Annotated in this window: 19 protein-coding genes and 1 pseudogene; 13 read left to right on the plus strand and 7 right to left on the minus strand. The window is 51.7% G+C overall.

The genetic code is table 11. From position 1 onward, the window contains the following. Positions 1 to 175 precede the first annotated feature (175 nt). Positions 176 to 364 (minus strand): DUF3012 domain-containing protein, encoded by a 189-nt coding sequence (locus F3F93_RS10225; RefSeq protein ID WP_176959088.1) that lies wholly within the window; start codon positions 362 to 364, stop codon positions 176 to 178. A 42-nt stretch (positions 365 to 406) separates the two neighbouring features. After that, the gene (locus tag F3F93_RS10230) at positions 407 to 1390 is read right to left on the minus strand and encodes an adenosine kinase (protein ID WP_176959089.1); all 984 of its coding nucleotides are present in this window, start codon (positions 1388 to 1390) and stop codon (positions 407 to 409) included. Positions 1391 to 1550: 160 nt separating this feature from the next. On the opposite strand from F3F93_RS10230, the gene F3F93_RS10235 reads away from it, so the two are divergent. Beyond that, complete coding sequence (locus F3F93_RS10235; protein WP_176959090.1) at positions 1551 to 2372, plus strand: ion transporter; 822 nt, start codon at positions 1551 to 1553, stop codon at positions 2370 to 2372. 20 nt (positions 2373 to 2392) lie between these two features. On the opposite strand, the gene F3F93_RS10240 is transcribed toward F3F93_RS10235, so the two are convergent. Continuing rightward, positions 2393 to 4648 carry a DUF3365 domain-containing protein gene (locus F3F93_RS10240; protein WP_176959091.1) on the minus strand — a complete coding sequence of 752 codons (2256 nt, stop codon included), beginning with the start codon at positions 4646 to 4648 and terminating at the stop codon, positions 2393 to 2395. 405 nt (positions 4649 to 5053) lie between these two features. Between F3F93_RS10240 and F3F93_RS10245 the strand changes: the two genes are divergently transcribed. Beyond that, positions 5054 to 5707, plus strand: a complete 654-nt coding sequence (locus F3F93_RS10245) for an OmpA family protein (RefSeq protein ID WP_176959092.1) — start codon at positions 5054 to 5056, stop codon at positions 5705 to 5707. 21 nt (positions 5708 to 5728) lie between these two features. Here the strand turns inward: F3F93_RS10245 and F3F93_RS10250 are convergent, their stop codons facing one another. From F3F93_RS10250 to nadA, 3 genes are read right to left on the minus strand one after another with little or no spacing between them, the layout of a single operon-like run. Further along, on the minus strand, positions 5729 to 6784 hold the full coding sequence (locus tag F3F93_RS10250; protein WP_241697097.1) for a TIGR00730 family Rossman fold protein: 1056 nt from the start codon (positions 6782 to 6784) through the stop codon (positions 5729 to 5731). Further along, entirely contained in the window at positions 6781 to 8301 is a 1521-nt protein-coding gene (locus F3F93_RS10255) for an OmpA family protein (protein WP_176959093.1), read from the minus strand. The genes F3F93_RS10250 and F3F93_RS10255 overlap by 4 nt, the downstream gene beginning before the upstream one ends. Beyond that, complete coding sequence (gene nadA / locus F3F93_RS10260; protein ID WP_176959094.1) at positions 8294 to 9382, minus strand: quinolinate synthase NadA; 1089 nt, start codon at positions 9380 to 9382, stop codon at positions 8294 to 8296. The genes F3F93_RS10255 and nadA overlap by 8 nt, the downstream gene beginning before the upstream one ends. A gap of 269 nt (positions 9383 to 9651) precedes the next feature. Here nadA and ilvD point away from each other — a divergent pair, with 269 nt between their 5' ends. From ilvD to F3F93_RS10305, 9 genes and pseudogenes are all read left to right on the plus strand, one after another. Beyond that, positions 9652 to 11499, plus strand: coding sequence for a dihydroxy-acid dehydratase (ilvD, locus tag F3F93_RS10265; protein WP_176959095.1), 1848 nt, complete (start codon positions 9652 to 9654; stop codon positions 11497 to 11499). 74 nt (positions 11500 to 11573) lie between these two features. After that, positions 11574 to 11804, plus strand: a complete 231-nt coding sequence (locus F3F93_RS10270; protein WP_176959096.1) for a type II toxin-antitoxin system CcdA family antitoxin — start codon at positions 11574 to 11576, stop codon at positions 11802 to 11804. Then, complete coding sequence (locus tag F3F93_RS10275; protein ID WP_176959097.1) at positions 11804 to 12118, plus strand: CcdB family protein; 315 nt, start codon at positions 11804 to 11806, stop codon at positions 12116 to 12118. The genes F3F93_RS10270 and F3F93_RS10275 overlap by 1 nt, the downstream gene beginning before the upstream one ends. 103 nt (positions 12119 to 12221) lie before the next feature. Continuing rightward, positions 12222 to 12359, plus strand: a pseudogene (locus F3F93_RS10280) (GyrI-like domain-containing protein); the annotation flags it as partial. A 181-nt stretch (positions 12360 to 12540) separates the two neighbouring features. After that, on the plus strand, positions 12541 to 13407 hold the full coding sequence (locus tag F3F93_RS12760) for an SPOR domain-containing protein (protein WP_176959098.1): 867 nt from the start codon (positions 12541 to 12543) through the stop codon (positions 13405 to 13407). A gap of 216 nt (positions 13408 to 13623) precedes the next feature. Beyond that, entirely contained in the window at positions 13624 to 14319 is a 696-nt protein-coding gene (locus F3F93_RS10290) for a cyclic nucleotide-binding domain-containing protein (protein WP_241697098.1), read from the plus strand. A 1092-nt stretch (positions 14320 to 15411) separates the two neighbouring features. Further along, complete coding sequence (gene serC, locus F3F93_RS10295) at positions 15412 to 16494, plus strand: 3-phosphoserine/phosphohydroxythreonine transaminase (protein ID WP_176959099.1); 1083 nt, start codon at positions 15412 to 15414, stop codon at positions 16492 to 16494. A 130-nt stretch (positions 16495 to 16624) separates the two neighbouring features. After that, a complete protein-coding gene (locus tag F3F93_RS10300) occupies positions 16625 to 17737 on the plus strand; it encodes a bacteriohemerythrin (protein ID WP_176959100.1) in 1113 nt (370 codons plus the stop codon). A 143-nt stretch (positions 17738 to 17880) separates the two neighbouring features. Beyond that, on the plus strand, positions 17881 to 19410 hold the full coding sequence (locus F3F93_RS10305) for an NAD(P)/FAD-dependent oxidoreductase (RefSeq protein ID WP_176959101.1): 1530 nt from the start codon (positions 17881 to 17883) through the stop codon (positions 19408 to 19410). Positions 19411 to 19439: 29 nt separating this feature from the next. Here the strand turns inward: F3F93_RS10305 and F3F93_RS10310 are convergent, their stop codons facing one another. Then, positions 19440 to 19763: a hypothetical protein gene (locus tag F3F93_RS10310; protein WP_176959102.1), complete on the minus strand. Its 324-nt coding sequence runs from the start codon at positions 19761 to 19763 to the stop codon at positions 19440 to 19442. Between the two features lie 304 nt (positions 19764 to 20067). On the opposite strand from F3F93_RS10310, the gene F3F93_RS10315 reads away from it, so the two are divergent. Next, positions 20068 to 20313, plus strand: a complete 246-nt coding sequence (locus F3F93_RS10315) for an RNA-binding protein (protein WP_176959103.1) — start codon at positions 20068 to 20070, stop codon at positions 20311 to 20313. Positions 20314 to 20371: 58 nt separating this feature from the next. Then, complete coding sequence (locus tag F3F93_RS10320; RefSeq protein WP_176959104.1) at positions 20372 to 20863, plus strand: asparaginase domain-containing protein; 492 nt, start codon at positions 20372 to 20374, stop codon at positions 20861 to 20863. Positions 20864 to 21161 lie beyond the last annotated feature (298 nt).

Below are 21161 nucleotides of genomic sequence, written 5' to 3' on the forward strand. Positions count from 1 at the left end.
TAGGGTAACTTTAGCATCGTTCATGGTCGCGGTGTCCTTTGGTCAGTTGCTTGGTGGTACAAACAATCTAACCGGGGACACCGCCCACTTTAAACTCTATTTCCCGCTAATCCGCGATGAACCAAAAAAGAGCCCCACCCGGAAGGGCGGAGCTCATGATCGAGCCACTGATTTCTTAGTAATCTTTCTTGTAGTTACCGAGCACGCAGTGTTTGGTGAAGGTCGCTGCGTCGCTGCTTGACCAGTCAGCTTTGGGTTTCTCTTTCATCGCTTCACACCAGGCTTTGCTACCCGGATCAGGTGAGCAGGCGGAGAGTGAGACGAGTGCCAGCAGAGCAAATATTGCGGTAATGGTTTTTTTCATGGTGAGATCTCCTTAATTTTTTATTTGTATCTCTTTCTATTATTAGTAGAGCAGTTGAGCGATGGCCTCTTCAGTCAGTGCTCCCGGCAGCCTTGCGCCGAGCTGGGATACGACCATACCTGCGGCATGTGAGCCGAGGTGGCCAGACTTCTGCCACGAGAGATTGTTGGTAATGCCGTAGAGCACACCTGCAGCATACATGTCACCGGCACCGGTGGTATCAATGGCATCGGCCTCTACGCCCTCAATCGGCAGTGTTTCACCCCGGTGCATAATGATTGAACCCTTCTTACCGAGGGTGAGCGCGACATTTTCGCAGTGTTTATGAATTTCCTGAGCGCAATCGATAGGGTCTTCAAATCCGGTCAGTGCTTTGGCCTCCTCCTCATTACAGAAGAGCAGATCTACCGGTCCTTCGATCAGTTGCTGGAACTGATCCTTAAAGAGGTGGATCAGAAACGGATCGGAGACGGTCAGTGCCACTTTCACATTATGTTTCTTGGCGTATTCAATGGCTTGAAGCGCTGCAGCTTTGGTGTTGTCACCGGCAAAAAGGTAGCCCTCAACATAGATGTATTTTGCTTTGGCAATTTCGCTCTCGATAATGTCATCGGCATCAAGCGAGCTGGAGATTCCCAGATTGGTGAGCATGGTGCGCTGTGCATCGGGTGTAATCAGCACCACGCAGGTGCCGTTCTGCCCATCGGTCTGAGGCACTTCAATGGTGATGCCGAGCTCTCTCATCTCATCGAGATACCTTCTGCCAAAGGCATCTGCGCCGGTTTTGCAGGCATAGGCTGCAGAGCCACCCATATCAGCAATGCCGACGATGGTGTTGGCTGCAGAGCCACCTGAGCAGTAGTTCACCTTATGATCGGAGAGAGCATCAAGAATCTCCTGCTGACGTTGTTCATCAACCAGCGTCATGACTCCCTTTTCAATGCCCATCTTCTCTAGGAAGGCATCGTCGCACTGTACCTGCAGATCCATAATGGCATTGCCTACGCCAAAAACATCATAACCCATCATCTTCTCCCATCAAAAAATTGTGCTGCTTATCCTGCCACTGCAATTCCTGAATACCACAATAAGAGCCCGGATGGTTGCTCCAATCCGTTATGTTGATCACAATTGGCGGCGGAATAACGCTGTTACAAACATCATATCAATCATCCGGAGAAATCCCATGCAGAGCTTTGCCAGCCGTATCGTAAGCCATCGTGCTTTCGAGTATTTTATTATCGCCATCATTCTGGTCAGTGCGGTGCTGATCGGCATGGAGACATCCGAGGCGTTGCTTGCTGAATATGGTAATCTTCTGCTCTGGGGCAATCGTATTGTTCTGACCATCTTTATCATTGAGGCGGTGTTGAAGATGTGGGCGCTGGCACCAACCGTCGGGCGCTACTTCAAGGATGGCTGGAACGTCTTTGATTTCACCATTATTCTGCTGGCGCTGGTTCCGAGTACGGGCGAATTCGCCATGATTGCGCGTCTTGCCCGGCTGCTGCGAGTACTGCGATTGATCTCTGCGATTCCTGAATTGCGTCTGATCGTAGCAACCCTGATGAAGTCGATCCCCAGCATGGGCAATATCATGCTGTTGATGGGTGTGATCTTCTATATCTACGCTGTGGCAGGCCAGCAGCTGTTCCATGCCCATGATCCGCAACACTGGGGTAATCTGGGTATCTCACTGCTCACCCTGTTTCGCATCGTCACGCTCGAGGATTGGACCGATGTGATGTACACGGCGATGGAGATGCATCCGCTTAGCTGGATCTATTTTGTCAGCTTTGTAATCATGGGAACCTTTGTGATTATCAATCTGTTTATCGCTGTGGTGCTGAATAATCTTGAAGAGGCGAAAGAGGAACGATTAAAAGAGCTGCGCCAGCCACCAACACGTGATTGTCTGCTCAGAGAGCTGGATCAGACCCAGAAGGCACTCGAGCAGTTGCGTAAGCAGCTGGGCGAAACTAAACCGGAGAGACTGCATCAGGAGTAATTGCTTCTGAAATGAGGCTTTTAGCTCTCCAGTGTTGCCCTGATCAGCTGGCTGATGCGGCCAGTTGAGAAGGGCTTTGAGATGACTGTTTCTGATGCCATCTCAAATATGCCATCACTGCTATGGGGTTTGGCATAGCCGGTAGCAAAAATGATTTTTATATCCGGCTTGATTTTGCGTATTTCATTAGCTGCTTCATCACCACCCATCACCGGCATCACCACATCCATCAGAATCAGATCGATCTTGCCTCGCTTCTCTTTGAAGATGGCTACTGCCTCTGCACCATTTTGAGCGGTCAGCAGTCGATACCCCAGACTCTCCAGAACAGCCTGGCCCGTTTCAATCACTGACAGTTCATCATCCACCAGCAGGATGGTTTCACCCGAGCCGTTGACGACAGTTTCACTCGAGCTTGAATCGGAGAGCCACTGATTGGATGGCAGCAGTGGTAGCCAGAGAGAGATGGTTGTCCCCTGCCCAACCTGAGATTGAACACCGATTGCACCGCCGTGTGACTGAATGGCGCCATAGACCATCGATAGCCCCAGACCTGTTCCTTTTCCTACCTCTTTGGTTGTAAAGAAGGGATCAAAGATATGTTCGATATCGAGGCTGTTAATGCCGCAACCATTATCTTGTATGCTGATGCAGGCCAGCTCCCGCGATGTGAGATCCGGGTGATTGTCGATAAACTGATCATCAGCTTCAAACGCTTTAAGTTTGATACTGATGAGCGGATCTTTTACATCCTCTACAGCATCGCGGGCATTGTTGATCAGGTTCATCAAAGCCTGCTGCAGAAGATTAATATCGCCACGGATATGCAGATCATCCGACTCGATATTGATTGATAATCTGATGTTTTCCGGGATAGAGACCATGTGCATCTTGAGTGCCTCTTTCAGCAGCAGGGAGATGTTCATCGGATTCATGCGCTGCACATCTTCACGGGCAAAGGCCAGTAGCTGCTGAATCATACCGGCTGTTCGGTAGGAGAGATCCTCAATCGTTTCAAGTCGGTGTACAGTCTCCGGCCGATCCTGGATAGCCTTTTTGGCCAGATAGAGGTTGCCGGTAATACCTGCCAGCGTATTGTTGAAATCGTGGGCGATGCCGCCGACCAGCGTGCCGAGTGCCTCCATCTTCTGAGCCTGATGGAACTGTTTTTCCAGCTTCTCATACTCTTCAAGATTCTGCTGGCTGCCGACATAGTGGGTAATCTCGCCCTTGCCGTTTTTAATAGGAGAGATGGTCAACATCGCTGCGTAGTTGCTGCCATCTTTTCTTCTGTTAACAATCCGGCTCTGCCAGGGGTGACCGGATGAGATGGTGCTCCAGATCTCACTGTAGAAGTGGTCACCATGTTGATCACTTTTAATGATGTTGGAGCTATGTCCTGTGACCTCATCTTTACTGTAACCGGTCAATTCGGCAAAAGCCGGATTGGCATAGGTGATGATGCCACTGCTGTCGGTAATGATAATCGCTTCACTGGCCTGCTCTACTGAGGCGGAGAGGATATGCACGCTCTCTTCCGCCTGTTTCAGATTCAGCTCATCTTTGGAGAGGCGTTTGTAACCGAAGCCCAGCGCAATAAGCCCGAGCAACCATATTGTGCTGTAGGTGAGTGAATCATTCAGGTTCAACTGTTGCAGGTAACGGGCGTGTTTCTCAAAGGGTACGGAGGCGGTAATGCCACCGCGAATATCACCCACTTTGTAGCCCTGGGAAGCGTGGCACTGAAGGCAGTCCTGCTGGACAGTGAGGGGGCGCATCAAGCGCATGTAGGATTTTCCATGCAGAGTCGTGATCTCTGAAGCTTCAGCGACTCCTTTTTCAAATGAGCGCAGTGCATTACTTTCCCAGACATCAGCCCGATTTTCCGGACGCAGAGGATTGAGGCTGGTGATATGGGCGACTCTTTTATTATTCTCATTGAACTGGTCGTTGATCAGGCGGGTCATATAGGCGGGATTGACCAGTGTCAGCTTGCGCCCCGCAGGTGAGATAATATCGCGCTCTTCCACCAAGCCCTCCAGATAGGGGTTGGGCGGCGTTTTTTCATTCACCTCTACATACAGCCCGCCGTGGCGGGCATTCCAGGCACGGGCTGCTTTGATGTGCTGGATGAGTACATCGGCCTCGGATTTGGCAAAGGTGATTACAGACTCACGATGACCCTGCAGATTGGCGTTGAGAAGAAAGGCCAAAAGTAGTGTCCAGATGAGAGCCAACGCAAGAAACCAGCCACGAATATTTCCAAATAAACTCATGACATGGGCTAGCAATTAGCGTGCCTTAAAGGGCAGATGGTTTGATGCTGCTGCATAGGGCGTGGGAATGCCTGAAATCGGATTCCTCAACAGCGTTCATGACATGGAAAAGGTAGGCATGAACGTCAGCAACGAAAAATCTGTTGGCAGTTGTCTTTTCTCATAAGAGCGGAAGTTTGACGCTGTTTGAGGAACTGAGCTGGCCAGAAGAGGCGAGCTTACGGATGAGGCTGAATCGATGGTGATCACTTCGGCCTCTCTATTTTGGGCTGACACCTCTACAGTAAGAGAGCAACAAGTAAGAGAGCAACAGATAAACTTGCTGTTGAGGCGCAGTCGTAGCAAGATAACCAGTCTTGCTGAATTGGCAGCGAAGATGAGCATTGCGGCGGGAAGGGGCCCCAAATGAAATATTTAATCTTTGTGATAGCTGTTCTCTCTCTGGCAGCATGTTCCACGCATACGACAATTGACAGCGCTGAACTGGCAGAGGCGCGTCTGGCAGTCGCTGCAGCAAAGGCAGCCGGTGCTGAGACTTGTACGCCAAAGTTGCAGGCTGAGGCTGTGGCAAGCCTGTACATGGCGGCACATGAATCATCTGAAATATCCGGCTCTGAGGGGCGTGATCATCCGCATGAGAAACAGCAGTGGATCAACAGAGCAATTGCAAAATCACGCCAGGCGCTGGAGCTAAGCCAGCTTAATTGCGCAGCGGCAACAGCTGCGGGGCCGGCTATAAGCAGCATTGGTTTTGATAACAACAGCTCCTGGTTGAACCGCAGCGCGGCAGCCGCATTAAAGCAGCTTGTGGTTACATTAAAGCAGCAACCGGATCTGCAGCTTGTGGTGGCGGGGCATGCCAGTACGCCTGAATCTGAAAAGTATAATATGTGGCTCTCCCAGCGTCGTACAAAGCGGGTGGTCAACTATCTTGTATCCCACGGCATATCAGCAGAGCGTCTGGTTGGCGAAGCTTATGGTGAGAGCAGGTTGCTTGCCGATGAGAGCAGGCCTGATGGTGAAGCGAAAAACAGGCGGGTGGAGTTCTCTCTCAGGTAGAGCACGCTTTCAGAAAAAAATCTATTCGTGATCCTTCTGGAAAAGCATATTCATGCGTCGGATAATCTGTGGCAGCACATTCATGCGGTGGCGATCCAGATGCAGGCGCAGGCGTGGCAGATGATCAAAGCAGTGATCGTCCGATTTCGGCCAGCGGAATACCTGATCAATCCTGCCATCACTGAGTACATCACTGAACTCCGCATTCAGACGCATCAGTGCATCCTCTGAGAGTGGTTCGAGAATACGAAGCAGCACCGCTTTTCCGACGTAACGGAAGCTGTGGTAATTGAGGTAGAACTCCGTGATATGGTCAGTTGCCGCTTCAATGCTGTCGGTATGAAAGAGTAGATTGTTATCATCGGCATCGATCAGACCATCTTTCACAAGTCTGCGCATCCATGAGTGCATAAACGGGCCCCAGTAGTCATCACCCGGTGCCTCCAGCAGCACCACAGGCACTGGTGGATTACGACCGGTCTGCAACAGGGTCAGGGTTTCAAATGCTTCATCAAGTGTGCCAAAACCACCGGGTGTGAGCACCACCGCATCACTCTCTTTAAGAAAGAAGACCTTACGGGTAAAGAAATACTGGCAGTAGAAGTGGCGGGAGGAGTTGGCCATGATGGGGTTGGGTTGCTGCTCCATTGGCAGATTGATGTTGATGGCAAAGGAGTTCTGCTCACCGGCTCCCTCATTGGCCGCCTGCATCATACCGCCACCGCCACCGGTGATGATCATGAAGCCAGCATCCTTGAGGGCAGCAGCACACTGCATGGTCTGGATATATCGCGGGTCATCAGATTTGGTGCGGGCTGATCCGAATACTGTCACCTTGCGCAGCGCCTGATAGGGCTGGAATACATCAAGTCCTTTTCGCAGTTCACCCAGCATCTTGGCCAGCATTTTGATATCACCATTGCTGTAACCGTCAGAGATCAGTCGCAGAGCCTCAACCAGAATAGCCCTTTTATAGGGGGAGTCGTGCGCATAATCGGCAATCAGTTTGCGGGCATGTTTATGGACATTGTCGGGAAGTCCTTCCAGACCGGAAGGGTCAGTCAGTTCTGAATTCAATGGGTAGGCTCCGCTGCCTGTTTGGCGGCATCAATCACGATATCAATACGCCGGTTCATGGCCCGGCCTTGCGGGAAATCGTTACTGGCGATCGGCCGCACCTCACCATAACCGAGTGCTTTCAGACGACCACCATCAGTGCCTTCAGCAATCAAAACGTCGCGCACAGACTCAGCCCGCTTCAGGGAGAGCTGCTGATTCGGTTTTACATCACCGACATTGTCGGTATGCCCTTCAATACGTACATTGCGATCAGCATAAACCTCAAGGGCAGCATGAAGACGTTTGAGCAGTGGCTGGTATTTAGCATCGATTTTACTGCGTGCAGGAACAAACTGTAGTCCGGTCAGCCGGATCAGCAGGGATCCATCAAGATTCACAAGAATATCAGCATCACCTTTCTCGAACTGCGAGCGCAGGCGTGCCTGCTGTTTTTTATCAAAGGTTTCACGTTCAAGCTTGGCTCTGAATACCTCTTTCATATCGGTGATCCGGGCATGCTGAGCCTGCTGCATCTCTTCTGTTTGTGCTTGTAATCTTGACTGCAGCTGCTCCCCATACTGCAGCTTCAAGCGTTTGGCATCTTCAACCCGGGCTTTGCGTTCACTGCTAAGCTGATTTTTAAGTTTCTCAACAGCTGTTACCAGCTCCTTGTTTGAATAATTGACCAGCAGCACATTATTTTCCGGTTCAAGATCGAGAACGGTTGCCAGTTGCTGACGGAACTCACGATATTTGATGGCATTGTCTTCGTGGCTGCCGGTTTTCTTGCGCCACGCTTTGACCTGCAGACAGAGCTCTTTGGCTTCGATTGCCAGCTTATAGGCATCAGCTGGCTGACTGGGCATGGTTGAACTCATGCCATCAATATAACTGCGCAGAACAGCCATTTTCGCTTTGGCTGCACCATAGGTTGTCGGCGCATACTTTGCTGCACTGCTTGCAGCAGCACTTGCAAGAGCGCGGGCTGCCAGTTCAGAGAGTTGCGGCAGCGCTGAGTTCATCGCACGGTTGTAGGCCTCATCAGCCTGGGCTGCATACTCTTGTGTTTTGTTGAGTTCACCCGCCTCGCGCGTGCTGATCACCAGATCGAGTAATTGATCTGCCTGATCCATCTGTTGCCGGGAGACAAGGTTGTTGCCGATCTCAGGTGAGGAGGCAACGATATTGACTACAGACTGGGTCTCTTTACGCAGTTCAAGCAGCGCGTTGTACTGTTTGCGAAAACCTGCCGCTGTGAGTCTGGCTTCAGAGAGTGTTACCGCTGCCATTTTCAGCGCTTCGGCAGACTCTTCATGCTTCTGTTGATGGGCGGTAAGCATGGCGGAGCCGAGGTAGGCCTCCACGCGTGACGTGGTTTGCGGGGCGTAACGGGAGTGGCCACTCTGTTTGAATGCGTTAAGTTCTTTCTCAAAGGCTCTTGGGGTCATCGTCTCATCTGCGTGTAGTGGTGCAGCGAGCGCGGGGAGCAGCATCAGGGTGGTGAATAGAGAAAGAAAAAAACGTTTATTAGCCAAGATTTAACATCCTTTCCAACGAGAGTTTGGCCCAGCGTTGCTGCTGGCGGGGTACCTTGATCTGATGGGTGATCTCCCCGTTTTTGATCGAGGTGAGGGCTGCGCAGAGATGCTGCGGATCGGTGCGGAACATTGTGGAGCACATGCAGACCATCGGTGAGAGGAACCAGACCGGTTTGTCAGGGAACTGCAGGCGCAGGCGGTTGACCAGATTCAACTCTGTGGCGATGGCGAATGAGGCACCGGCAGGTGCGGCGGCGACATGTTTGATGATCATCTCGGTGGAGCCGACAAAATCGGCCGTTTCACACACCTCGCGAGAGCACTCCGGATGGGCAACTATTTCGATACCCGGGTGGTTCTTGCGCATGGTCTCGGCGTGTTCAGGTTTGAACAGCTGATGTACCGAACAGAAACCTTTCCAGAGGATCAGTGTCGCCTTCTCAATCGATTCAGCAGAGTTGCCGCCAAGTGGTAGATCCGGATCCCAGATGATCATCTGTTCATCAGGGATACCCATCGCCACAGCGGTGTTTTCACCCAGATGCTGGTCGGGGAAGAAGAGGATCTTTTCGCGGTTGCCCCAGCTCCACGCCATAATGCGGCGTGCATTGCCGGAGGTGCAGACGATGCCGCCATGTTCGCCACAGAACGATTTTAGCGCTGCCGTGGAGTTGATATAGGTGACAGGGGTGACGCACTCATCGGGCGTGATTACCGTAGATAACTCATCCCAGCAGCGCTGAACCTGCTCATCATTGGCCATGTCAGCCATCGAACAGCCAGCTGCCAGATCCGGCAGAATCACCGTCTGTTCGTCACTGGTGAGGATATCGGCGGTTTCAGCCATGAAATGCACACCGCAGAAGATGATATAGGGGGCGGAGGTCTCAGCGGCCTTCTGGGCCAGCTTGAGCGAATCGCCGCTCACATCAGCAAAGGCGAAGACCTCTTCGCGCTGATAGTGGTGACCGAGGATCAGCACCTGATCGCCAAGTTCGGCTTTCAGTGATTTGATCTGTTCAATAATATCTGTTTCAGGGGTGTCGTATAGCTGCTTGAGCAGCGCCTGTGTCGTCATTGGCAAAGTTTCCGGCGGCATCGCTCCCTTGTCAAATTACGATTTTCTTTTGAACCGCGAATGAACGCTAATGAACTCGAATGTGAGACAAAGATTGATAGGGAGTTAAGTTATATCTCTTCTTTGAACTTGGATTCATATAAGTAAATGGTTTTCTGTTTCCCATATTAGTGTCTATTCGCGTTTATTTGCGGTTCGCCTTTCGTCTGCGCGTGCATCAATTGCCTGCTGCGGTTACGCTTCGCGCAGTTTAGTTTTGGAGAGTTTTTATGCCTGTATATCGTTCCCGCACATCCACCCATGGCCGTAATATGGCTGGCGCACGCTCGCTCTGGCGCGCCACCGGTATGAAAGATGGAGATTTTGAGAAGCCGATTATCGCCGTGGTCAACTCCTTCACCCAGTTTGTGCCGGGTCATGTGCATCTCAAAGATATGGGGCAACTGGTAGCGCGCGAGATTGAGGCAGCCGGTGGCGTGGCCAAAGAGTTTAATACCATTGCCATTGATGACGGTATCGCCATGGGTCATGGCGGCATGCTCTACTCTCTGCCAAGCCGCGATCTGATCGCCGACTCGGTGGAGTATATGGTCAATGCGCATACCGCTGATGCGATGGTCTGCATCTCCAACTGCGACAAGATCACACCGGGCATGCTGATGGCCGCACTGCGTCTGAATATCCCGGCGGTATTTGTATCCGGTGGCCCGATGGAGGCCGGTAAAATCACCCTGAACAATCGTGAGGTGCATCTGGATCTGGTCGATGCCATGGTAATGGCGGCTGATCCCAATGAGTCGGATGAAGATGTGGCTGCAGTTGAACGCTCTGCCTGCCCGACCTGTGGTTCATGCTCGGGTATGTTTACCGCCAACTCGATGAACTGTCTGGCTGAAGCACTCGGCCTGGCACTGCCCGGTAACGGCTCGCTGCTGGCCACCCACGCTGATCGTAAAGCGCTGTTTCTTGAGGCTGGGCGTACCGCGGTTGCACTGTGTGAGCGCTACTATAAAAATGAGGATCTCTCGGCACTACCGCGCTCCATCGCTACCTTTGAGGCCTTTGAGAACGCCATGGCACTGGATATCGCTATGGGCGGTTCGACCAATACGGTATTGCATCTGCTGGCCTGTGCACAGGAGGCAGGTGTCGATTTCACCATGGCCGATATTGACCGCATGAGCCGCAAGGTTCCCAACCTCTGCAAGGTGGCACCTGCCGTGCAGCACTACCATATGGAGGATGTACATCGTGCCGGTGGCGTGATCGGCATCCTTGCCGAGCTGGATCGGGCAGGGCTTATTCACAGAGACGTGCCAACCGTGCATGCCGCCACTCTGGGGGCAGGGCTTGATGCCAACGATGTGATGAATGAGGCCAACACCGCACCGCGTGAGATGTATCGCGCAGCACCGGCTGGCATTCCTACGCAGACAGCATTTTCGCAAGCCGAGCGCTGGAAATCGCTGGATACCGATCGTCAGGCCGGTTGCATTCGCAATCTCGAAAATGCCTACTCCAAAGAGGGCGGCATTGCTGTGCTCTACGGCAACATTGCCGAGAACGGCTGTATCGTAAAAACCGCTGGCGTGGATGAGTCGATCTGGAAGTTCACAGGTCGCGCACGTGTATTTGAATCACAGGATGATTCAGTTACCGCCATCCTCAACGATAAGATTGTGGCCGGTGATATTGTCATTATCCGTTATGAGGGGCCGAAGGGCGGCCCCGGCATGCAGGAGATGCTCTATCCGACCTCCTACCTCAAATCCAAAGGTCTGGGCAAGGCATGTGCACTGCTCACCGATGGCCGTTTCTCAGGAGGCACCTCCGGCCTCTCCATTGGTCACGCCTCCCCTGAAGCAGCCGAAGGCGGCGCCATCGGTCTGGTGGAAGAGGGTGATACCATCGAGATCGATATCCCGAATCGCACCATTCATCTGGCTCTCTCCGATGATGAGCTGGCAACTCGCCGTGCCGCGATGGAAGCCAGAGGGACAGAAGGCTGGAAACCGGTCAGTCGTGACCGCATCGTCTCCAAGGCACTGCAAGCCTATGCAGCCCTGACCACCAGTGCTGACAAGGGCGCGGTTCGCAATCTGGAGCAGCTGAAGTAGGGCTATTCTCTGCATTGACGGCTTGTTAGTGGGCGCCTAATCTATGCGTATAGATTGTGCGCATGGAGGAAGCTATGAGCAAATCGTTGAAACGGGCGGTCAATCTTCGAATTGATGAAAGCCTGATTGATCAGGCAAAAGCCTTGAACGTGAATCTGTCTCAGACACTGGAGGCCTCTCTGGTTGAAGTTTTACGCCAGAAGCAGCGAGAGTCGTGGCTGGCCGAAAACAAAGATGCTGTGAAGGCATACAACAGCCGTATCGAAAAGCAGGGATTGTTTAGCGACGGGCTGCGTCAGTTCTGATGGCGCAGTTCGACGTTTACAGAAACCCGAATCCTGAGACGAACATACAGATTCCCTATCTACTGGACCTTCAGGCCGATCTTCTGGAGCTGCTGAACACCCGAGTCGTGGCCCCTCTGCATACTCAGGCATCGATCTCTGCACCCATCAGGCATTTGAACCCTATTCTGGAAGTGGGTGGCGAGAAGCTGGTGCTTTCCACTGCTGAATTGGCGGCTGTTCCAGTCGGTGCATTGGGAGAACAGGTTGGCAATGCCAAAGATTATCGCGATGATGTTATCGCCTCGCTGGATTTTGTGTTTACCGGAATTTAAGGCAGTCTGGCGTTCGTTGAAGCTGCTTTCGATTCAGAACTCGTGATCAGCAGGGTGAAGGAGGGGAAATGATTCAAGATTCAAGACCTGACCCCAAAGCTTCTATTATCTCTACCGAGACTGGCTGCCAGAGAGCGGTGAGGAGCTGCGCGATGCTCACCTCTTTTTTCACTATCTGAATCTGCGTTCGGAAGTGGAGGAGCATGAGCTGATTACGGATGTTTATCTGCCGCTACAGTAGTGTGATCAAAACTCCCTGAGTGATTATCAAAGCCCTCTGCTGATTCTGTTTGTATCGGTTGGGGGCTTTGCTTTTGCCCGTGAGACATCGCCATTGTCATTGCCTGTTTTCACTTATGGACAGCCAGCCAGGCTCATGAAACACTCGCCGGTTTTAAGAAACCATGGGTTGGAGGGAAGACGTGTCTGAAGAGAATAGAAAGGAGCCATCATTAGAGGCGGAACATCACGATCAGAGTGCGCAGCTTGATGCGCTTATTGATCAGTTTGATGATGACTTTGATCTCGAATTTGCAAATGAAGCGACTGAGCCAAAGCCAGTGCCGGGTGATGATGAAGCCCCTGTTGCATCCGAGGACTCTGATGCGCTCGATGAGCTTCTCTCAGAACTTGAAACCAATCCAGAGCCTGAACAGGTTGAGAAAGATAGCAGTAGTATCACAGTTCTGCTGTTAAGTGTTGTCGCAATAGCGCTGCTTGGAACTTTGATTTGGCAGGACTTTACCGGCGGTAAAGAAGAGGTTGCTGCCCTGAAGCAACCGTTGATAAACACGATTCCCGCAGAGCGTGATAACCAGCCTGTTGCTGTCAAAGAACAGCAGGAGTCTCTGCCTGCAAGCCCTGAAGAGGGCGATGCGCAAGCTGCTGCAGAAACAGAGCCGATGGCGGCAGCTGTTGTGAAACAGCAGGAGCCGGAGATGCAGAGAGAAGTTGAGGCGCCATCTGCCACTAGAGAGGTTCTACCTGTCGATCCGGTCGCGCCTGAGGTGGTAACAGCCAAGGCTCGCAAAATCTTCTGGGCGGTGAATCTGACATCGGTCTCCACGCTGGCTTCGGCTGAGAAGATTCAGCATGAGCTTCAAGGCAGGGGAGTCGTGAGTGAGCTGAAGCAGGCCACCATCGGTGGGAAGTCATACTATCGTATTCGTATAGGTGGATTCGCCAGCAAAGAGGAAGCCGAGCAGGCTCGTGCGCCTTACATGGAAGAGAAAGAGTTCAGTAGCGCATGGTTGGAGCGTTACCGTGTAGAGGCTCAGTTAGCGCAGTAGAGCTGTTGCAGATGGGTCCAAAATTTCGCATCTATGGCTCTGGTTAAATTTCATCCGCGGCGTATGTGCTGTTTATGATCAGGTTGGGCTAACGCCTGCTTGTGGAGTACCGATCTTGTGATTTGGGTCAATTTTTTCACGGAGTAACATCCTAACGTTTTGCTCTGCTCCCGATCAGAGTGATGGCGTTCAAGCCTGTGGAGCAGAGCGAGGTGAATGATGGAAGAGCTGACTTACCTGACTGCGGATTCAGGTATCCATGCACAAGAGCTTGTCGAGATTGATGATGCCATCTCCGTGGAAGAGGCGCCCGTGCAGCAACGACTGTTCGGCCCGTTCAACTACACGAAAGATATCGTTGATGCGATTGTTGAAATGACACAGGTGATCCCTCTGTTCGATAACTTCGACCCTCTGCAACTCAGGGTGATTGTTTCGCATATGCAGATTGTACGTCTGGAAGCCGGGGAGTGCCTCTTTTCCGAGGGAGAAGAGGGTGACGAGACCGGCTTTATTGTCTCCGGTCGGGTGAAGGTGTTCAAACAGACACAAGGCGGCCAGCATGCACTGGTATCAACACTGTCGCGCGGACGCAGTATCGGCGAAATGGCGATGATCGATTCCTACTGCCGTTCAGCAACGGCAATCACCAGTGAGCCTACGACCATGCTGACGCTCAAACGCAAACATTTCGATCAGATTGTGGCGGTGGATTCGCATACGGGCTTCGCCTTTATGAAGGCGCTGGCGCGGGTGGTCTGCCTGCATCTGCGCCGAACCTCGAACCAGTATGCCGACGCCTGCGAAATAGCAGGAGAGGTCACGGACTACTCCGGTCTGATGGAGGAGATGGTGAGCATATCTGCGGAGCGGACGCAGCTGGAAGCCATGGCTGCCGGTAGAGCTGCCTGATCGGGATAATCACGAATTCCGGGAAGGTATACTAGAAAAGGCCCTCTGCGAAAGCAGGAGGCTTTTCATTTTGCGGATTTCAAATCGCCGGTCTATGCTCAAGGTAATAATGGGGATGGAGTGGGGAAACTGTAATATTTCCCCGTAATCGAAGAAGGTTGAACAGGCTAAATTACCACTACTCAGAGCGAGAGTTTAGTAGCCCATGGTTAGAGCGTTACCGTGAAGAGGCGAGCTCGTCAGAGTAATGACACCGCACCTATCCTGTGGTCGAAGTTCTGATTTAGTCCCAGAGGTAAGCGCCTTGATTTGCGGGTGGGGCTAACTCATTTTCATTTTCGGCATAGCAAATATGTTGAGGCATAGGTGCGTGTGATCATGTCGTTGTCTTCAAAAAGAAGAGGTTCACCATGATAAAACGAAAAGGCTGTTTTGACCTTTTGCACCAAAAGTGATACTTTTTTCTAACAATTCTGAGCTTGGTATGGAGGTATATCGATATGAGATTGCTCATTATTCTTTTCACCACGTTTCTCCTGAACGCGACATACGCCTATGGTCTTGGCATTGGTGATTATGGTCTTACCGTTCGAAACGTACATGGACAGCAGCTTGATGAATTGCGTTTATTACACGGGCCGACCCCTCCACGTGGAGCGTCCATTTCTGATGGGTCGACGGTAAATGTTCAATTATGTGGTGAGAGCTACTGGTACACTCCACGCCACATTGTAAAGTTGGCAGAATGGAAACAGAAAGGGTACTCCGTATTTGTTGAGTACGTGACAAACAGTGGGACGCGATTGAAGAAGTGCCGTCTTAACTGACGAGATCCAGGTAGCATTGTCTGGTTCCTGCTGGGGCTCGTGAAGGTGATGTTATTGATGCGTATTGCACCCCTTACTCTTTCTTGATTTGATTAATGCTTTACCGAGTTCTGGGATGTGCTGTTGACAGCGTATCACCAATTCTTCAGCTGACCAGGGTTCCAGAATGGGCTTGTCAATCCGGGAACCCGGGATTGAGGAAATCTCCTTGCCGGAGTATCTTCCCACGCGCTTAAGAATTCCCCCGGAAAAAGGATAGGTAACCATGACTAGAAAGTTTAATTTCAGTGCAGGCCCGGCAATGCTGCCGACTGCCGTGATCGAGCGCGCGCAAGCCGAGATGCTGGATTGGAACGGTTCAGGCATGTCCACTATGGAGATGAGCCATCGCGGTAAGGAGTATATGTCCATCGCGGCCAAGGCGGAGAGTGATCTGCGCGAAGTGATGGGGATTCCCGACAACTACAAGGTGCTCTTTTTGCAGGGTGGTGCCTCTTCCCAGTTCGCCATGATTCCGCTGAATCTTATGGGTGACAAAGCCAGTGCCGATTATATCAATACCGGCATGTGGTCGAAGAAGGCGATCTCCGAGGCCAAACGTTATACCACAGTCAATATCGCCGCAGACACCTCTGAGGGTGGTTTTACCGCTGTTCCTACCCAGGCTGAACTGAAGCTTGATCCGAATGCAGCCTACGTGCACTACACACCGAATGAGACGATCGGTGGTGTGGAGTTCGATTATATCCCTGAGACGGGCGATGTGCCTCTGATCGCTGATATGTCCTCCACCATTCTTTCGCGTCCGCTGGATGTCTCCAAATTTGGTATGATCTATGCCGGTGCGCAGAAGAATATCGGCCCTGCCGGTCTGACCATCGTGATTATCCGTGATGATCTTCTGGGCAAGGCGTCGTCGAACTGCCCGACCATGTTCAACTACAGCGTTCATGCGGAAAACGATTCGATGTACAACACGCCGTCTACCTACAGCTGGTACATGGCAGGTCTTGTCTTCGAGTGGTTGAAAGAGCAGGGCGGTCTGGAAGGGATGGCCGAGGTGAACAAGCGCAAGGCCGAGAAACTCTATGCTGCCATCGATGCTACCGATTTCTACGGCTCTCCTGTCGCGATCAATGCCCGCTCATGGATGAACGTACCGTTCACGCTTGCAGATGCTGAACTGGATGCGGCTTTCCTTAAGGGTGCATCCGAACGCGGTCTGGTAACCCTGAAAGGGCACCGCTCTGTGGGTGGCATGCGCGCCAGTATCTACAACGCCATGCCTGAAGCGGGTGTTGATGCGCTGGTTGCCTTTATGCAGGAGTTTGAAGCCGCCAACGCGTAAGGCCACTTTGCTCATTACCTTTTAAGGTGTTTGAGTTTTTTGATCAAAGCCCTCTGCCAGTTGCCGTATTGGCAGAGGGTTTTTTTTTGTTATACATTTGCAGTGGTTAAATGAAAGGGAGGGGTTGACCATGGAATCATTTCATTGGGATGATCATTTTGTCACTGGCCTGGATGAGGTAGATCAGCAGCATCACCGTCTTGTTGATATGGTGAATCAGTTTGGTGCCCTGCTTTCTGAAAATGAAGTCGATGCAGATGCGCTGGAATCACTGTTCAACAAGCTGGCTGAATACGCAGTATACCATTTTAAAGAAGAAGAGCGTTTAATGGTTGAATTCAGTATCGATCAGCGTCATATCTCCAACCATATGGAAGTTCATCAGAAGTTTGTGGAAGAAGTGATGACCATGCACAAAGGCATCACAGCTGAAAATCCGGAAGGGGCAAGTAATCTACTCTCTTTTCTCACCCACTGGCTTGCATATCATATTCTTGGCCTGGATCAAAATATGGTGAGGCAGATCAGAGCAATTCAGGCCGGTTCCACGCCGGCACTGGCCTATCAGGCAGAAGAGAAGCAACTCGATTCTGCAACAGAACCTTTGCTTGTCGCTCTTGATGCCCTGTTTTACCAAGTTTCAGAACGAAACAGGGAACTATCCCTACTGAATCAATCACTCGAAGCCAAGGTGGAGGAGCGTACACGCGAGCTTTCAGAGGCCAACCTGAAACTTGAGGAGTTATCTCTAACCGATGCTCTGACCGATCTTCCGAATCGCCGTTATGGGATGCTGTGCCTCGCAGAAAGATGGGATGAGTCGCTAACAAACGATACTCCGCTGGTCTGCATGATTGTTGATGCTGACCATTTCAAAGAGATCAATGATACCTATGGTCATGATGCAGGTGACAGCGTACTCATTGAACTGGCTAAAACAGTTCAGAATGCAGTACGGGAGAGTGATATGGTCTGCCGACTGGGTGGCGATGAGTTTATCATTATCTGCCCCGATACCAGCTTTGATGATGGTATGGCGATTGCTGAGCAGATTCGCAAAAGTGTCTCCGAACTGGAAGTGGTGGCTGGAGATGGCGTATGGCATGGCAGCATAAGTGTCGGACTGGCATCACGGACTGCAGCGATGAATTCATATGAGAAGCTGATCAAGTCTGCGGATTTAAGCGTCTATGAGGCCAAACGCGATGGCAAAAACTGTGTGCGAGCAGTAGAGAGTCGATAACGAGACTCGCATCTGTTTATGCCCTTCCCTAAAGCAATGCGTTCTGCTGCACATGGCGATGCACGACATGCTATGATGTCGCCGCATTCAGGGGTGATGTTACACCTGAATAAAACCATCCACAGAAGGTTCATAACAACTTTATGACTAAAGCATTAGCGCCACTGCCAACAGAAGATTCTGCACAACATTTTGAGACCGTGATTATCGGCACAGGTTTTTCGGGGCTGCTGGCGGCGATTCGGCTGCAGAAAAAGGGATTTAACGATTTCATCCTGCTGGAGCGAAGCCAAGAGCTGGGTGGCACCTGGCAGATCAACTCCTATCCGGGGGCTGAGGTGGATATTCCCACCGGACTCTACTCCATCTCCTTTGTTCCATTTCCGTTTAAAAAGAGCTTTGCGCCGCAAAGTGAACTGCTGGCCTATACCAACCATATCATCAATACGTTCGGCCTGAGAAAAAAGGCAAAAACCAACTGCAGTGTTACCAGCCTCAGCTATGATGAGAGCAGATGCCTGTGGACTGTCGAGACCGGGTCGGGTGATACGTTCACAGCCCGCTTTGTCATCGACAGCAGCGGTGTGCTGGCCAATCCGCATACACCTCATATCAAGGGGGCGGAGCGCTTTGAGGGGGCGCAGTTCCACGCCGGTCACTGGGATCACTCGGTCGATTATGAGGGTAAACGGGTTGCGGTGATCGGTTCAGGCTGTTCAGGGGCGCAGATTGTACCTGCCATGGCTGACAAGGTGAGCCGCCTGACCCTGTTTATGGGCAAAGCGCAGTGGATTCTGCCGCGCTCAGACCGCAACTACAGTGCGATTGAGTCTTATCTGCGCACACTGCCGGGCATCCGCCATATCATCCGCCTGCTCTTCTTTATCTTTTATGATCTGCGCTTTGTTGCCTTCCGTCGCTATCCGCTGATCTCAAGGCTCGCCCCCTACATGAAGGCCTACTACCGCAGAAGGCTGCAGAAGCATCTCGATCGCTACATCAGGGATGAGAAGTTGCGGGCGCATATGATGCCCGATTACGAGTTGGGCAGTCGCCGGGTGATTCCATCAAATAACTACCTGCCAGCGCTGGCCAGAGAGAATGTCGATGTCGATATCAGCGGTATCGATTGCATTACACCGACAGGCATCAGAACAAAAGAGGGCAAGGATATCGATCTGGATATCATCGTCTATGCCACCGGCTACTACGCCTATTCAGATATGAAAAGGGCGCTCACCTTTCAGGTTAATGGTATCGGTGGTCGCAACCTCAACAGTGAGTGGGAAACAGCAGCGATCTCCTCCTATAAGGGCATTACCATGGCCGGCTATCCCAACTACTTTAAAGTGAACGGCCCCAACACCGGCTCCGGCCACAGCTCGCAGCTCTCCTATATGCAGGTGGCGACCGATTATATTGTGCAGGCGATCAGTGCGGTAAAAGCGGATGCGAGCATCAAAGCGATTGAACCCAAACAGGAGCTTCAGGATGCCTATGTGGCCGGGATGCGCGCCAAGATGGAGAAGACGGTCTGGCAGAAGGCCACGACCACTGCCTTCTACAGAAAGAACATGAGTGAAGAGGTGACCAGTCTCTCACCTGAACCGGTGACCGGTTTCATCTTCTCCCGCAAATGGTTCCGCCTGAGTGATTATCATCTGATAAAGTGAAAGGGGAGGTCGGCGGCAATAAGCCTGCTTCAGGCGGGCTGCCCTGAAACGTGTGCCTCAAGGTTTTCCTGACTCTCATCTGCTGCTCTGTTGGCTGTTTGTGAGGTTCTCTCTGTAGCCGACAGAGGCGTTTCAATGCCCCGAACGCGCTTGATCAGCTGATATGCAAGGGTGATTGCAGCAACAAGGTTTGCCGCCAGCAGCAGCATGCTCATCCAGTCTTCAGGCGTGAATGCACTGCCCTCCACCCATACTCGCAAGAGGTAACCTGCATCCAGGTGGTTGAAATACCACTGCAGGCCGTCACTCCAGTTGATGTTACCCAGAGAAGATAAAAAAGTGATTTCAGACATAACAGACTCCTTGATCAGGAGCTGATCTTAGAGTGCCCCGGCTGCATCCGATGTGATCCAGATCATACCCGTGCTGTGGCTGACGTTTGCCTGTGTGTCGTAAGAAACTCACATGGCCGCAGCTTTTCAGAGCCTCCCTAAATGACTCCAGGAGATCACTATGGCGTCACCGTAATTCGATGATCATCTGCAAAAGTGACACGCCGGTTGTGTAATGCCAGGCGCTGCTCTACCTTGGCTCGGAGCCGGGGCATGATTCAATTTTAAGGGCTGACCCCTACTGCTCTTTTGAGGATAACTAAACATGAAAATTAATGTTGGAAATATGGCGTTTAGCACCAGCGATGAAGAGCTGCGCGATCTCTTCTCTGCATTCGGCACCGTTGCCACTGCAGAGGTGGTCAAGGATGTCGAAAAGAATCGCAGCCGCGGTTTCGGCTTTGTCGAGATGGCCGATGAGCGCGAAGGAGATGCAGCGATCAGGTCACTCAACGGCTATGAATTTGCCGGCCGCAAGCTGCGCGTCAACGAGATCAAACCCGCCAAATAAAAAGTGGAACCATTCAATAACTCACTGACCTGATCCCGTATTACAGGAGTATACGTTTTTGAAAGTGAAATTTTTGATCACCGGTGGCACGATCTGCAAGCGCTATAATGAGATCAGCGGCGCATTAGAGTTCCGTGAGTCGTTTATTCCGGGCATGCTGGAGCGGGGCAGGTGCAAGCTGGACTACAGCACCGAGCAGCTGATGCTCAAGGATAGTCTGGAGATGAGTGATGAGGATCGGCAGAGCATTCTCGCCAGTTGTGAGGCGTGTGAAGAGTCCAAGATCATCATCTCCCATGGCACCGATACGATGGTTGAAACCGCACGCGTGCTGGGGCCGAAGCTGGAGAATAAAACGGTCGTGCTGGTCGGGGCGATGATTCCCTATTCGATCAGCAACTCCGATGCGAACTTCAATCTCGGATGTGCGGTCACCGCAGTGCAGCTGCTCGGTGCAGGTGTCTTTGTGGTGATGAACGGCCACATCTTCCGCTGGGATGATGTCAGCAAAAATCGCGGCGAAGGCATTTTTCAACGCGCTGATCTTTGATGGCGTTTACCTTCAGAAAGCCTTCAGGGTCAGTTCTTTAGTTTGTACCAATCACTTTAGAAACTACAAAGTAAAGAACTGACCCTCAGTATCTGTCCCCGTATTTCGCGATGAAAATCCGCGAATCAAGCCCTGACCCTTATGGTGCTCGATGAAAATCCGCGAATCAAGCCCTGACCCTTATGGTTACAAAAGGGGTCAGGGCTTGAATTGCGGATATAGAGGAGCGGACATCGGGATCAGGTCTTGAAACTTGAATCAGAAATAAAGGGGCAGTGTGCTTATCTTGGTGAAATCA

The organism is Mariprofundus sp. KV (genome assembly GCF_013387475.1).
In the GTDB taxonomy this organism is placed as follows: Bacteria; Pseudomonadota; Zetaproteobacteria; order Mariprofundales; family Mariprofundaceae; genus Mariprofundus.

Bases quoted from the DNA above. Each gene is read 5' to 3' on its own strand.
- F3F93_RS10225 (WP_176959088.1), bottom strand. From the start codon at position 364: ATGAAAAAAACCATTACCGCAATATTTGCTCTGCTGGCACTCGTCTCA.
- F3F93_RS10230 (WP_176959089.1), bottom strand. From the start codon at position 1,390: ATGGGTTATGATGTTTTTGGCGTAGGCAATGCCATTATGGATCTGCAG.
- F3F93_RS10235 (WP_176959090.1), top strand. From the start codon at position 1,551: ATGCAGAGCTTTGCCAGCCGTATCGTAAGCCATCGTGCTTTCGAGTAT.
- F3F93_RS10240 (WP_176959091.1), bottom strand. From the start codon at position 4,648: ATGAGTTTATTTGGAAATATTCGTGGCTGGTTTCTTGCGTTGGCTCTC.
- F3F93_RS10245 (WP_176959092.1), top strand. From the start codon at position 5,054: ATGAAATATTTAATCTTTGTGATAGCTGTTCTCTCTCTGGCAGCATGT.
- nadA (WP_176959094.1), bottom strand. From the start codon at position 9,382: ATGACGACACAGGCGCTGCTCAAGCAGCTATACGACACCCCTGAAACA.
- ilvD (WP_176959095.1), top strand. From the start codon at position 9,652: ATGCCTGTATATCGTTCCCGCACATCCACCCATGGCCGTAATATGGCT.
- F3F93_RS10270 (WP_176959096.1), top strand. From the start codon at position 11,574: ATGAGCAAATCGTTGAAACGGGCGGTCAATCTTCGAATTGATGAAAGC.
- F3F93_RS10275 (WP_176959097.1), top strand. From the start codon at position 11,804: ATGGCGCAGTTCGACGTTTACAGAAACCCGAATCCTGAGACGAACATA.
- F3F93_RS10290 (WP_241697098.1), top strand. From the start codon at position 13,624: ATGATGGAAGAGCTGACTTACCTGACTGCGGATTCAGGTATCCATGCA.
- serC (WP_176959099.1), top strand. From the start codon at position 15,412: ATGACTAGAAAGTTTAATTTCAGTGCAGGCCCGGCAATGCTGCCGACT.
- F3F93_RS10300 (WP_176959100.1), top strand. From the start codon at position 16,625: ATGGAATCATTTCATTGGGATGATCATTTTGTCACTGGCCTGGATGAG.
- F3F93_RS10305 (WP_176959101.1), top strand. From the start codon at position 17,881: ATGACTAAAGCATTAGCGCCACTGCCAACAGAAGATTCTGCACAACAT.
- F3F93_RS10310 (WP_176959102.1), bottom strand. From the start codon at position 19,763: ATGTCTGAAATCACTTTTTTATCTTCTCTGGGTAACATCAACTGGAGT.
- F3F93_RS10315 (WP_176959103.1), top strand. From the start codon at position 20,068: ATGAAAATTAATGTTGGAAATATGGCGTTTAGCACCAGCGATGAAGAG.